Source organism: Sporosarcina sp. Y1011 (genome assembly GCF_057669885.1).
In genome coordinates this window covers 198579-212645 of the sequence record NZ_JBYHFP010000002.1, presented here as the reverse complement: position 1 = coordinate 212645, position 14067 = coordinate 198579, and the positions used below count along the sequence as shown (strand labels likewise).

Sequence of the window (14067 nt, the reverse complement as noted above, 5' to 3'; positions counted from 1 at the left end):
GTCATCCTTGTCACTCTTATCTTTATTCTGTATGATAAAGGATTAGGAGCCATCCCATTCTTACTTACTGGAGTATATTTGGGGTTTATTTGTGTGAAAGAAATCCTATACTTTAAAAAGAGTAAAAGATTGTAGCATATTCCGTACGGTATTGTTTATAATGATAAGTATGTTTGTTTTTATCCCGCTAATTGAAGTTTCGCTTTACAGAAAGGACGTGTGTTTATTGAATATCCGTGAAATGACAAAAGATCAACTGTTTGAAGAATCAATGATAGACATCGCATATGCAGTATTGGCTGAAAGAAAAGAGCCGCTAACATTACTTCAGCTGATGGACGCAGTCCGTAAACTGAACGGTGTAACAGAACGTGTAATGAGAACAAAGTTGCAACAGTTCTACACGGACATGAATATTGACGGAAGATTCCTTGCCATCAATGATAATCGCTGGGGATTACGTGAATGGTATCCGGTCGATCAGATAGAAGTAGAAACAGCTCCAGTCGTAAAAGTACGCAAGAAGAAGAAAAAGAAAAAAGTTGTGCTTGAAGATGAGGATATCATTGAGGACGAAGACGACGAGGATGAGTTGTTCGACGAAGAATTCGATGAACTGCTCGAAGACGACGACGATGAAGATGACGATGATGACGACGACGACGATGAAGAAGAAGATGAAGAGGTCGTTGAAATTGAAGTGGACCTTCTCGAACCTGATGATGACCTTGAAATCATTCCCGATGATGTAGAACTTGATGACGATGAAGAAGAGGAAGAAGAAGAGGAATAATTACTTGACTTCACGCGTCCGAAACTATAAGATTTTACTGGGCTCCTTAAAAGGACAAGAATCAGTATATATGCGCTCCTCCTGTAGATTATTGTCTACAGATGGGGCGCTTTTTTATTTTTTTAGTAAGTAAAGAGAAAAATGGAGGAATTGCACATGACTAAATTTATTTTTGTAACCGGCGGCGTAGTCTCGTCACTTGGTAAAGGCATTAACGCAGCATCACTTGGCCGTTTGTTGAAAAGTCGGGGACTTCAAGTTACAATCCAGAAATTCGATCCATACATTAACGTTGACCCTAGGATGATGAGTCCTTTGCAGCACGGTGAGGTTTTTGTGACAGAAGACGGGGCGGAAACGGATCTGGATCTTGGCCATTATGAACGCTTCATCGACATTAAACTGAACAAATTCTCAAACGTTACGATGGGGAAAGTCTATTCATCCGTACTAAAAAAAGAACGCCGTGGTGATTATAATGGAGCAACTGTCCAAGTTATTCCCCATATTACAAATGAAATAAAAGGCTTGCTTATACGTGCAGGAAAAGAGACAAATGCAGACGTCGTCATCACAGAGATCGGCGGCAGCGTCGGCGACATCGAATCGCTTCCATATTTAGAAGCCATCCGTCAGATGAAGACAGATCTTGGTAAAAGTGATGTTATGTACATCCATAACACACTCATTCCTTACTTGCATGCGGCTGGAGAAATGAAGTCGAAACCAACACAACACAGTGTTAAAGAACTAAGAAGTCTAGGTATCCAACCGAATTTAATCGTGGTTCGCAGTGAACACCCGGTACCGAAAGATATGAAAGACAAAATTGCATTGTTTGCCAGCATTAAACCGGAAGAAGTTATTGAAGCCCTTGATGCTGAATCGCTTTATGAAGTTCCTCTGCGTTTGCACGAACAAAATATGGATAAAATCGTAGTTGACTTCCTTGAGCTTGAGACGAAAGAACCGGATATGACAGAGATTGAAGCATTGGTTCGTAAAGTGAAATCCCTTTCGAAAAAAATCCGTATTGGACTTGTTGGGAAATATGTTGAAATGCAGGATGCGTATATCTCTGCAGTTGAAGCACTTCGCCATGCAGGTTATGACTTTGACACGGATATTGAAATGAAATGGATTAATTCTGAAGAAGTTACAGCAGAAAATGCAAATGAAATTTTATCAGATGTCGACGGGATTCTTGTGCCTGGAGGATTTGGAAATCGCGGAATCGATGGCAAAATTGAAGCAATCACATATGCGCGTACACATAATGTGCCTTTCTTCGGAATCAGCCTAGGTATGCAATTAGCTGCAGTTGAATATGCACGCAATGTAATGGGGATTGAAAACGCTCATTCCGTTGAATTCGATAAAGAGACCAAAAACCAAATTTTCGAAAGCCCGGCTGAAAGTAACGGGATTGCGGAAGATTATTTCCGTTTAGGTGCCTATCCGTGTAAATTAAAAGAAGGTACAAAAGCGAGTGCTGCTTACGGCGAAGAGTTGATTTACGAACGTCACCGTCACCGTTATGAATTTAACAATGAATTCCGCGAGCAATTCGAAGAAGCAGGAATGATTATTTCGGGTATCAGCCCAAATGATCGGCTTGTTGAAATCATCGAATTGAAGGACCACCCGTTCTTCATCGGCGTCTCTTTCCATCCGGAATTTGCATCACGCCCAACACGTCCACAACCGTTATTCCGCGAATTCGTTAAAGCAATAATTGCTGGAAAAGAGTAAGGAATTAGGTAAGAAAATGAATCTGCTCATCTACAAAACCAAAAAAGCGGCACATCGACTGAAATTACGTCAATGTGCCGCTTTTTTTTCAGTCAATCTTCATCCGAAATCATTTCGTCATAAGCGAGCTTCACAGCTTCGTAAACAAATAAGGCAGCTAGCGCGTGAGGTTGAACGATTCGCTCTCCATTATCACCGGGTAGCAGGCCTCGTGTTAGACCAGTCGATATATACGTATAGGCTAAATCATCGAGTTCGTTGCCAATACCGGCCTTTTCTGCAGCGAGTACTGCGAACGGGATGAATCGTTCTGCGAGAAAGCGTGCCAACTCAAGAGCTTGGACATCCGTTGCGGAACGCGTTAATAGCCAAATTCTATCAGCTTTTCCAATGCCCATCTCATTATCGTAAGAAACGGCACCGTGTAGTGGTTCTGCACCATGAATTGCGGTTTCAATAACAGCAGTCATTTCACCAAATCCCGCAATAATTATGCGGCCTTCTCCAATTGTCGCTTGCGCAAGAAGACGTGCAGTCTCTTCAATTGACGCTTCACCGTTTCCAGCAATGCGCTGGAGAAGCCCACTAATTTGTGTTGTTAACATTTTCAATATGAACACCTCCATCCCATTATAGAATTATGTGGATGGAAAGCAAATTACAATAATTCGACTTAAAAGAAGGATATTATACTTATATGTCAAATAGTTATTAATAACAGTTATAAATAGCTACTTAGAAAGTAGGAGTGATAATTGAAAAAACTTTTAATCGTAGATGATCAAAAAGGGATTCGGCTTCTGCTTGATGAAGTTTTTAGCCGAGAAGGTTTTAAGACAGTACTCGCCGCAAATGGTATGGAGGCACTACGTGAAGTGGAGTTAGAAGTTCCAGACTGTGTCCTGCTTGATATGAAAATGCCAGGAATTGATGGGCTGGAAGTATTAAAAAGGATAAAATTGGGCTGGCCAGAAATTCCAGTTATCATGATGACCGCATACGGGGAAATTGAATTGACGGAAGATGCGCTGAAAACGGGAGCAGTTAAATATTTTACAAAGCCATTCGATATTTACGAAGTCCGTGATGCGGTAAATGCAGTTTTTGGAAGTTGACAAAACAGACAGTGGTAAACACTGTCTGTTTTTGTTATGATAATAGAGGTATATAAGGTATAAACATACACATAATTCGTTCTAACAGAGCTAATTCATAAGAGCAGGCTGAAAAGAAAATAGCTTTCCATAACCTGAGGAGGAATTCACATGTCACTTGTTTCCATGAAAGAAATGATGATTAAAGGCAAAAAAGAAGGATATGCAATAGGTCAGTTCAATTTGAACAACCTTGAATATACGCAAGCCATTTTACAAGCAGCGCAGGAAGAACAATCACCGGTTATTCTTGGTGTATCTGAAGGTGCAGCACGTTATATGGGCGGCTTCACGACTGTTGTACATATGGTAAAAGGCCTGATGCATGATTATCAAGTTACTGTTCCAGTCGCTATTCATCTCGATCATGGTTCGAGTTTTGAAAAATGTAAAGAAGCGATTGAAGCTGGGTTTACTTCTGTCATGATTGACGCTTCATCAAAATCGCTAGCTGAAAATATTGAAATTACGAAAAGAGTAGTTGATTTTGCTCATGAATGCGGCGTTTCTGTAGAAGCAGAGCTGGGCGTAGTCGGTGGCCAGGAAGACGATATCATCGCGGATGGCGTCATCTATGCAGATCCTGCAGAATGTAAAGAGCTTGTCGATAAGACAGGAATCGATTGTCTTGCGCCAGCATTAGGGTCCGTTCATGGACCTTATAAAGGCGAACCAAACCTTGGTTTCGAGGAAATGGAAGAAATTTCGAAGCAATCTGATTTACCACTAGTGCTCCACGGTGGAACAGGGATTCCGCTACATGACATTCAACGCGCTGTGTCACTTGGAACGGCAAAAATTAACGTCAATACGGAAAATCAAATCCAAGGTACAAAAGCGGTCCGTGAAAAACTGACAGCGGACGCTGAAGTATACGACCCGCGTAAATTCTTAACGCCAATGCGTGATGCCATCAAAAAAACGGTCATCGGCAAAATGCGCGAATTCGGTAGCTCGCAAAAAGCGTAACCAAATAACACTAAAACAAAGAGGAGAAGCATCTGCAATGATGCATCTCCTTATTTTCAAGGTAAAGCCAAGCACCAACAAAAACACCAAGGGGGAATTCATTCATGAAGTTTTTCATAGATACAGCAAACTTTGATGAAATAAAAGAAGCACATAGTTGGGGCATTTTGTCTGGTGTTACGACGAATCCTTCACTCGTTGCAAAAGAGGACGTACCATTCCATGACAGATTGCGAGAAATTTCAGCACTTGTCCCTGGTTCGGTAAGTGCAGAAGTTATCGCACTTGACGCAGAAGGTATGATTAGGGAAGGTCGCGAACTAGCCAAAATCGCCCCGAACATCACAGTGAAATTACCGATGACACCTGAAGGACTGAAAGCGTGTTCGGTCTTTTCACAAGAAGGCATCAAAACGAACGTTACGCTAATCTTCAGTGCAAACCAAGCGCTTCTTGCTGCACGTGCGGGAGCAACATATGTTTCTCCGTTCCTTGGAAGACTTGACGATATAGGACAGGATGGTATGGCTTTAGTCTCTACGATTGCAGACATATTCACAATCCATAACATAAAAACAGAAATCATCGCTGCGTCAATCCGCAGTCCGCAACACATTACGGATGCCGCGCTGAGCGGTGCCGATATTGCAACGACGCCTTTCAATGTGTTAACACAGCTTTTCAAGCACCCACTCACAGATAAAGGGATCGAAGCTTTTCTTGCGGACTGGGAAACTAGAAAGAATAAGTGACTCACCAAAGGAGAGTAATATGGACGTTTATAAAGTAACTGGCGGCAAACCGTTGCAAGGATCCATAAAAGTGAGCGGCGCCAAAAACAGTGCAGTTGCACTTATCCCGGCCTCCATACTGGCCGATTCTATCGTAACAATCGAAGGGTTGCCTGAAATTTCGGATGTTGCAACGCTTCAAGCATTACTGGAAGACATCGGCGGAAAAGTTAATTTCGATAAAGGGACAATGACGATTGATCCGACAGAAATGATAGCAATGCCGCTTCCAAACGGTAATGTGAAAAAACTTCGCGCTTCCTACTATTTGATGGGTGCAATGCTAGGCCGATTCAAACACGCAGTCATCGGACTTCCAGGCGGTTGTTTTTTAGGACCCCGACCCATTGATCAGCATATTAAAGGTTTTGAAGCGCTTGGTGCAAAAGTGACAAACGAACATGGTGCAATTTATTTACGTGCGGAAGAATTGCGGGGCGCAAAAATCTATTTAGACGTCAGCAGCGTAGGCGCTACGATTAATATTATGCTTGCAGCGGTTCTTGCAAAAGGTCGCACGACAATCGAAAATGCAGCGAAAGAGCCTGAAATTGTTGACGTAGCTACACTACTTTCCAATATGGGTGCTAAAATAAAAGGTGCCGGGACAAATGTCATTCGAATTGATGGTGTGGAAAAACTCCACGGAACGCGACATACCATCATTCCAGATCGTATTGAAGCGGGAACTTTCATGATTTTGGCGGCTGCAGCGGGCGATGGCGTAACAATAGAAAATGTCATACCTTTCCATGTCGAGGCGCTTACAGCGAAACTACGGGAAATGGGTGTCGACGTTGTCGAAGGTGAAGAACAGATTTTCATTCCGAAATCGAGGAATCTACAGGCAGTGGATGTAAAAACACTTGTCTATCCAGGTTTTCCGACGGATCTTCAACAGCCGTTTTCCGTGTTGCTCACACAGGCAGCTGGACCTTCAGTCATTACGGACACAGTCTATTCAGCCAGATTTAAACATATTGACGAACTTCGCAGGATGAATGCTGATGCTCGTGTCGAAGGACGTTCAGCTATACTTGCAGGACCGACGCCACTCCAAGCAGCAACTGTCAGCGCGTCCGATCTACGAGCTGGCGCTGCACTTGTTATTGCGGGACTTATTGCCGACGGAGTAACAGAAGTTCAGGAAATCCAACATATCGAGCGTGGATACGGTTCACTTATAGAAAAACTTCAGGGAATCGGTGCCGATATTCGTAAAACATCGGTTTCGGAGGAAGCCGCCGTTAGAGAATAAGCTAGTAAGTTTAAAAAATAAATATGCTATAATTAATCAGAGTGGCAATAATGACGGTTGAAACCGTCCATCAGGAGGAACATAAATGGAACGCAGTTTATCGATGGAATTAGTTCGAGTCACAGAAGCGGCGGCAGTTTCAGCTTCACGCTGGATGGGACGCGGTTTGAAAAACGAGGCGGACGACGCTGCAACAACAGCAATGCGTACTGTTTTCGACACAATTCCGATGCAAGGTATTGTCGTGATTGGTGAAGGCGAAATGGACGAAGCACCAATGTTATACATTGGTGAAAAACTGGGTACTGGTGTGGGTCCAGAAGTGGACGTTGCAGTAGATCCTCTAGAAGGCACGAATATTGTCGCAGCAGGCGGCTGGAATGCGCTAGCAGTCATTGCAATTGCGGATAAAGGAAATCTTTTGAATGCACCAGATATGTATATGGATAAAATCGCTGTCGGACGGGAATCTGTTGGGAAAGTCAGTATTGACGCTACCGTGACAGAAAACCTTATGGCAGTAGCCAAAGCTAAAAATAAAGCCATCGGTGACGTTGTTGCAACGGTTCTGGACAGAGAACGTCATGCAGCAATTATCGAAGAAATTCGTGCTGCGGGCGCTCGCATTAAACTCATAAATGACGGTGATGTTGCAGCTGCCATCAATACAGCATTCGATGAAACTGGCGTGGACATTCTATTTGGACTTGGCGGTGCACCGGAAGGCGTTATCGCTGCAGTCGGATTAAAATGCCTCGGCGGAGAAATTCAGGGACGTCTCGTTCCTTCGAACGACGCTGAACGCGAACGTTGCCTCAAAATGGGGATCGACGTCGACAAAGTGCTTTACATGGATGACCTCGTTAAAGGTGATGACGCGATATTCGCTGCCACGGGTGTAACCGACGGAGAACTTCTTCGCGGCGTACAATTCAAAGGCGGATATAGTGAAACGCATTCACTTGTTATGCGTTCAAAATCAGGTACAATTCGTTTCGTCGAAGGTCGTCACAGTATGGAGAAAAAACCTCTGCTCGTCATGCAAGACTGACGGAGCTCATCGCCCGGCCACATGCCGGGCATTTTCGCTTACACAGGGAGTGCCTATATATATATCCAAGTCCTTTCAAAGTGAATCCTTGGAATTATTATTGTAATTACCCTTCCTTATTTAACCTCAAAATTAAACCCATTAACGTAAAGAGTGGTGCCGAATATGACAGTGTTAACAATATCAGCGTTGGAAAATATGACTTTAAAAGAGTTATATGCCCTCGCCAAAGAATATAAAATTGCTTATTACAGCAAATTGACAAAAAAAGAACTTATTTTTGCTATATTGAAATCAAGGGCTGAACAAGAGGGCTACTTTTTCATGGAAGGTGTCCTTGAAATCATCCAGTCGGAAGGCTATGGCTTCCTTCGTCCAATTAACTATTCACCGAGTTCGGAAGACATTTATATATCCGCTTCACAAATCCGTCGTTTCGATCTCAGAAACGGAGATAAAGTAAGTGGGAAAGTCCGACCTCCAAAAGAATCGGAACGCTACTACGGCCTCTTGCAAGTGGAAGCGGTCAACGGTGAAAATCCTGAAGTAGCGCGTGAACGGGTGCACTTCCCGGCACTGACACCGCTCTATCCGGACCGTCATATTAAGCTTGAAGTGGATCCTTTGAAGCTGTCGACACGTATTATGGATTTAATTTCACCGGTCGGTTTCGGTCAGCGTGGATTGATTGCCGCTCCGCCAAAAGCCGGAAAAACATTGTTATTGAAAGAAATTGCAAATTCCATCACATTAAATCACCCCGATGCTGAACTGATTGTCCTGCTCATCGATGAAAGACCGGAAGAAGTGACTGATATCGAACGTTCCGTTAAGGCAGATGTCGTCAGTTCTACATTCGATGAATTACCGGAAAATCATGTTAAAGTTGCGGAACTAGTTTTGGAACGAGCTATGAGACTCGTAGAACATAAAAGAGACGTTATCATCCTCATGGATTCCATCACACGACTTGCACGTGCGTATAACCTTGTCATTCCGTCAAGCGGACGTACACTGTCCGGCGGTATCGATCCGGCTGCTTTTCATCGACCAAAACGATTTTTCGGGGCAGCTCGAAACCTGGAAGAAGGCGGCAGTCTAACGATTCTTGCGACGGCTTTAATCGATACAGGTTCACGTATGGATGAAGTCATTTATGAAGAATTCAAAGGGACGGGTAATATGGAATTACATCTGGATCGCCATCTTGCGGAACGACGCATCTTCCCGGCACTTGATATTCGTCGCTCAGGTACACGGAAAGAGGAGTTACTCATTCCTGCTGACCAGCTTGAAAAGTTATGGGCCATTCGGAAAACATTTTCCGATTCGCACGACTTCGCAGAGCGCTTCCTGAAAAAACTACGTCTCACAAAAACAAACGAAGAATTCTTCGATAAGCTCAATGATGAGATGAAAGCCCACCGCAACGGCAAAGGGCTGTTATAAACGAATTAAGCTAATATTAGTTGAACAAGTAAGTGCATTATAATGTGAGCGTATGCGCTTTTTATGTAGTATCCGGAGCGAAAAGACGAGAGAGTGAGTAGCGGACTTCCGTTGACCTTTTATCGGTTCGCTTTGGACAAAGTTAACGCTACACAATTACCGTCAAAACAAGCGCCAAACTTAGTGACTTCGTCACTAAGTTAGGCGCTCTTTTCGGTAATCCTGTTATCGTTATTTGTCCGTCGCTCCCTGATAATGGTCAAAGGAAAAGTGCGCTTGTTTTTTATAATGAAAGAATAGATTCTTCTCTATCCATTTTCAAAGCGGCCGAAGATACAATTTCGGGCGCTACCCCCGCTTTTAAGGTTTGCCTATTTCCGAAATATGGGAAGCACATTGATCATATTCTCTTGATAAATGGCACTATAGGTTGTAGATCTAATCCTAGATAATGAACTGTGCTTTCTTATGCGCAGGTGCGACTTCGTGGTAGCCGAAGCGAGAAGACGAGTAGTGGTCTTCTACTTGGCTTCCTCGCGGGAGGCATCCACAAAGCGCCGAAGCGGTATTAGAGGATTTCTAATTATCTCCATCTATTGGGACTATTTTTTTAATGCATTCTATCGATTTATGGGACTACAAGTTGCAAAAGATCTCATCCCCGATAACGAAATACGCTTTCTTATATAGACTATCCAGCGAAGGTGCGTCTTCGTGGTAGCCGAAGCGAGAAGACGAGTAGCGGTCTTCTACTTGGCTTCCTCGCGGGAGGCATCCACAAAGCACCGAAGCGTGTATAATGGGGAATTCTTAGTCCTGTCTATTAGGTGAAACAAATTCAATGGGATTTTTTCGTTAATTAAAATAGTTGCATCTACAAAAAAAACTTGTTATAATATCTGAGGTAACTTAAATAAAATCTGCGTGCATATGCGGTTGACGAACACGGGCCACGTAAGGCATCAGTCTTATAATACAACTCTGTTCCAGATGGTCCAGGGCGAAGGGAGAGAAAGTAATGAAAGCAGGAATTCATCCAGCTTATAAAGTAGCAAAAGTTACTTGTTCATGTGGTAACGCATTCGAAACAGGTTCTGTAAGAGAGGACATCCGCATTGAAGTTTGTGCGGAATGCCACCCATTCTACACTGGACGCCAGAAATTTGCTCAAGCGGACGGACGTGTCGACCGCTTCAACAAAAAATATGGTCTCAAAGAAGAAGGCCGCGAAGAAGAAGGCCAAGAGTAAGATCTGCTCAATACCCGTCAGGTGCGCTAGCGCCGGGCGGGTATTTCTTTTGAAAAATACACATTAAAATCCTCGTAACATATTCCAACGTTAAAAAAATACGTCAAATTGAACTTCTTTTAGGGTATGATAAATAGTCCAAAGACATTTTAGTAAGCACTATATAGATGCAAAACCGGAAGGAGATTCACATGTACGTAACTATGCAAGGTGGTTGGATTGAAGTAATTTGCGGCAGCATGTTCTCGGGGAAATCCGAGGAACTCATAAGGCGCATAAGAAGATCGCAATTCGCCAAACAGAAAATAGCAGTATTCAAACCGGAAATCGATGACCGCTATAGTGAAGAAGCAGTTGTCAGCCATGATGGGACAACCGTCATCGCAAACCCCGTTGCCGACTCAAATCACATCAAAGAGTTCATCTCAGATGACTACGATGTGATTGCTATCGATGAAGCACAATTCTTCGACGAAGGAATCGTTGACTTGGTAATGGGATTGGCTGATCGGGGATTCCGCGTCATTGTTGCCGGACTCGACCAGGATTTCCGCGGTGAACCATTCGGACCTATGCCGCGTCTAATGGCAGTGGCTGAACACGTTACCAAGCTACAAGCGGTTTGTACGGTATGTGGTTCGCCTTCCAGTAGAACCCAGCGGCTCATCAACGGCACGCCCGCCGGCTACGACGATCCTGTCATTCTGGTGGGAGCTTCGGAAGCGTACGAGCCAAGATGTCGCCAACACCACGAAGTACCAAATGGTGTTACAGATGCAGCGATTGTAAAAGGATAATAGCGAGTATGCCCGTCCGGTAGTATCGGGCGGGCTTTTATGATGAAAGTGCATTACCACAACTTTTAAAAGAATGGTCTACAATTAGAACTTCATCCAAACCTTCAAGGAACCTATAGTTCCAGTGAAATAACTGTATTTAAACCAAGAATTCCCGTACAATGAACGTACAAATCAGTCCTGAAAATGAGGTGTCCATAATGTTTGATAGGCTTCAAGCAGTAGAAGATAGATACGACCAGCTGAATGAAATGCTTAGTGATCCAGATGTAGTGAGCGACATGACCAAGCTCCGTGAGTATTCGATTGAACAATCCGGTCTACAGGAAAAGGTCGAGACGTATCGCGCGTATAAACATGCAGTAGCAGAACACAAAAGTGCCAAAGAAATGTTGAATGAGCATCTTGACGACGACATGAAAGAACTTGTCAAAATGGAGATTTCCGAGCTGGATGATCAAATCGAGTCTTATGAAGAAAAGTTAAAGCTATTGCTCGTTCCGACAGATCCGAATGACAAGAAAAACGTTATTATGGAAATTCGAGGAGCAGCTGGAGGCGACGAAGCGGCACTGTTTGCGGGTAGCTTATTCCGTATGTACAGCCGCTACGCGGAGATGAATCACTGGAAAGTGGACGTCTTGGATTCTTCCCCGACAGAACTTGGCGGCTTTAAAGAAATTATTTTCCTCATTAACGGCAATGGGGCCTATTCGAAGTTGAAATATGAAAACGGAGCACACCGCGTGCAGCGGGTACCTGAAACTGAATCGGGCGGGCGGACACATACATCGACCGCAACCGTTGCGTGTCTTCCAGAAGCGGAAGAAGTCGAAATCGTCATCCATGAAAAAGACATCAGAACCGATACATTCGCATCATCCGGTCCTGGAGGCCAGTCCGTCAATACAACAATGTCCGCGGTTCGGCTTACGCATTTACCAACAGGAATTACAGTATCCATTCAAGATGAAAAATCACAAATTAAAAATAAAGAAAAAGCAATGAAAGTATTACGAGCTCGTGTTTCCGATAAATTCACACGCGAAATACAAGATGAGTACGATGAAAAAAGAAAATCTGCAGTGGGTACAGGGGATCGTTCAGAGCGAATCCGCACATACAACTTCCCACAAAACCGAGTGACCGATCATCGCATCGGCCTGACGATTCAGAAACTCGATCAGATTATTGAAGGCAAACTGGATGAAGTAATCGACGCATTGATCATGGAAGAACAAGCATTTCGTCTGGAAAGTTTGGATCGCAATGACTGAAAAAATTTATGAAGCTCTCCAGCGGGCTTCTTCTTTATTGGAGGAAACTGGACTCGAACCGCATGCTGCACAACTTCTAATGGAATTTGTTACGCAAAAATCCAGAGCTACTTTATTTGCCGATATACAACAACAACTTACAGTCGACCAGCATTCTGCATTTTGGGATAAAACTGCCGAACTGCTCGAAGGAAAACCCGTTCAATATGTTATTGGTGAAGAAGGTTTTTACGGTTACACATTTAAAGTAAATGAAAATGTTTTAATCCCTCGACCTGAAACGGAAGAACTCGTTTATGGTGCACTCACTAAAGCGCGTAAAATCTTCAGTAGTAAAACAATCAGCGTTGCGGATATTGGAACCGGCAGCGGCGCCATTGCAGTTTCATTCAAAAAAGAATGGCCAGAAGCAAGCGTTACAGCAACAGACATCAGTAAAGAAGCACTAACAATTGCTGAACATAATGCAAATGCGAATGATGCCGCCGTTACTTTCCTGCATGGCGATTTAACCGCGCCGATTGCAGGAGAAAAGTGGGATGTCGTCTTATCGAATCCGCCTTACATTGCACATGAGGAAGCCGCGTCCATGTCTGGCAACGTGCTCAACCACGAGCCGCATAATGCTTTGTTTGCGGATGAAGACGGCCTCTACTTTTACAGAAGACTTGCTGAAAGCTTACCGCCGCTCATGAATACGCCTTGCCTCATCGCAGTTGAAATCGGTTATCTGCAAGGACCTGCTGTGCACAATCTATTTAAATTAGCATTTCCGAAAGCGACAGTGGAGACGGTAAAAGATATCAACGGCAAAGACCGAATCATATTTTGCGAGACTCGTGAATAAATCTCCTTAACTCTGGCAACAATGCAGAGTAGGAGGGGATAGCGATGTTACCAGACTATGAGATTAGGAGAACGAAAACAATAGGTCAAAAAGTGCTCCCTTATATTGAATTCATTATTGTGCTCATTATTATTCAGTCTTTTATAACGGTGTTCGCGGAAGCAGGAGACGATGAACAATCAATTCGATTTAGGTTGTTGGCTGATTCCAATGCACCAGCCGACCAGCAAGTGAAAAATGATATTCAGCAAAAAATACAGCCGCTTATCGAAGAGGCTGTAAATAAGTCACGCACGAAACAAGAGCTTGGGGATAACTTAGCAGCACTTGAAATCACAATTCTAGACATTGCCAATTCGATGTCAAATGGAGCAGAAGTTTCATTGATTCGTAAAAATGCTTTGTTTCCACCAAAACGCTCAGGGCTAATGATTGCTCCACAAGCGGAATATGATGCATACATTTTGACGATTGGCAGTGGACGTGGGGATAATTGGTGGTGTGAGTTGTTTCCGAAAATCTGTTTCCCCGATAAACCCGATAAAGCAGTAGAAGTAGAAGTAAAAGAAGAAGAAGAAGAAAAAGTCACTTTCTTTGTTTGGGAGTGGATAAAAGGTCTTTTTGCATAAAGTTATCAACTACTTTTGTGGATAAACTTAGGGAAATGTGTATAAGTGGAG

Annotated in this window: 14 protein-coding genes; 13 read left to right on the top strand and 1 reads right to left on the bottom strand. The window is 43.4% G+C overall.

Annotated features, from left to right (window positions below; genetic code table 11):
• Window positions 1-217 precede the first annotated feature (217 nt).
• The gene (gene rpoE / locus AC25Y5_RS03225; RefSeq protein ID WP_488139258.1) at window positions 218-793 is read left to right on the top strand and encodes a DNA-directed RNA polymerase subunit delta; all 576 of its coding nucleotides are present in this window, start codon (window positions 218-220) and stop codon (window positions 791-793) included.
• 156 nt (window positions 794-949) lie between these two features.
• Window positions 950-2545: a CTP synthase gene (gene pyrG / locus AC25Y5_RS03220; protein WP_488139076.1), complete on the top strand. Its 1596-nt coding sequence runs from the start codon at window positions 950-952 to the stop codon at window positions 2543-2545.
• Window positions 2546-2637: 92 nt separating this feature from the next.
• Here the strand turns inward: pyrG and AC25Y5_RS03215 are convergent, their stop codons facing one another.
• Entirely contained in the window at window positions 2638-3150 is a 513-nt protein-coding gene (locus tag AC25Y5_RS03215) for a DUF2529 family protein (protein WP_488139257.1), read from the bottom strand.
• A 150-nt stretch (window positions 3151-3300) separates the two neighbouring features.
• Between AC25Y5_RS03215 and AC25Y5_RS03210 the strand changes: the two genes are divergently transcribed.
• The 11 genes from AC25Y5_RS03210 (at window position 3301) to AC25Y5_RS03160 (ending at window position 14016) form a co-directional block, all read left to right on the top strand.
• Window positions 3301-3660, top strand: a complete 360-nt coding sequence (locus AC25Y5_RS03210; RefSeq protein WP_482104331.1) for a response regulator — start codon at window positions 3301-3303, stop codon at window positions 3658-3660.
• 150 nt (window positions 3661-3810) lie between these two features.
• Window positions 3811-4668 (top strand): class II fructose-bisphosphate aldolase, encoded by an 858-nt coding sequence (locus tag AC25Y5_RS03205; RefSeq protein ID WP_488139075.1) that lies wholly within the window; start codon window positions 3811-3813, stop codon window positions 4666-4668.
• A gap of 104 nt (window positions 4669-4772) precedes the next feature.
• On the top strand, window positions 4773-5420 hold the full coding sequence (gene fsa, locus AC25Y5_RS03200) for a fructose-6-phosphate aldolase (RefSeq protein WP_482101136.1): 648 nt from the start codon (window positions 4773-4775) through the stop codon (window positions 5418-5420).
• A gap of 19 nt (window positions 5421-5439) precedes the next feature.
• The gene (gene murA, locus AC25Y5_RS03195; protein ID WP_488139074.1) at window positions 5440-6717 is read left to right on the top strand and encodes a UDP-N-acetylglucosamine 1-carboxyvinyltransferase; all 1278 of its coding nucleotides are present in this window, start codon (window positions 5440-5442) and stop codon (window positions 6715-6717) included.
• An 85-nt stretch (window positions 6718-6802) separates the two neighbouring features.
• Window positions 6803-7768, top strand: a complete 966-nt coding sequence (glpX, locus tag AC25Y5_RS03190) for a class II fructose-bisphosphatase (RefSeq protein ID WP_488139073.1) — start codon at window positions 6803-6805, stop codon at window positions 7766-7768.
• Window positions 7769-7933: 165 nt separating this feature from the next.
• Window positions 7934-9217, top strand: a complete 1284-nt coding sequence (gene rho / locus AC25Y5_RS03185) for a transcription termination factor Rho (RefSeq protein WP_488139072.1) — start codon at window positions 7934-7936, stop codon at window positions 9215-9217.
• A 1018-nt stretch (window positions 9218-10235) separates the two neighbouring features.
• Window positions 10236-10466 carry a 50S ribosomal protein L31 gene (gene rpmE / locus AC25Y5_RS03180; RefSeq protein ID WP_488139071.1) on the top strand — a complete coding sequence of 77 codons (231 nt, stop codon included), beginning with the start codon at window positions 10236-10238 and terminating at the stop codon, window positions 10464-10466.
• Window positions 10467-10657: 191 nt separating this feature from the next.
• On the top strand, window positions 10658-11263 hold the full coding sequence (locus AC25Y5_RS03175) for a thymidine kinase (protein ID WP_488139070.1): 606 nt from the start codon (window positions 10658-10660) through the stop codon (window positions 11261-11263).
• A gap of 200 nt (window positions 11264-11463) precedes the next feature.
• On the top strand, window positions 11464-12540 hold the full coding sequence (gene prfA, locus AC25Y5_RS03170) for a peptide chain release factor 1 (protein WP_488139069.1): 1077 nt from the start codon (window positions 11464-11466) through the stop codon (window positions 12538-12540).
• Window positions 12533-13387, top strand: a complete 855-nt coding sequence (gene prmC, locus AC25Y5_RS03165; RefSeq protein ID WP_488139068.1) for a peptide chain release factor N(5)-glutamine methyltransferase — start codon at window positions 12533-12535, stop codon at window positions 13385-13387. Before prfA ends, prmC begins: the two co-directional genes overlap by 8 nt.
• A 44-nt stretch (window positions 13388-13431) precedes the next feature.
• On the top strand, window positions 13432-14016 hold the full coding sequence (locus AC25Y5_RS03160) for a stage II sporulation protein R (protein ID WP_488139067.1): 585 nt from the start codon (window positions 13432-13434) through the stop codon (window positions 14014-14016).
• Window positions 14017-14067 lie beyond the last annotated feature (51 nt).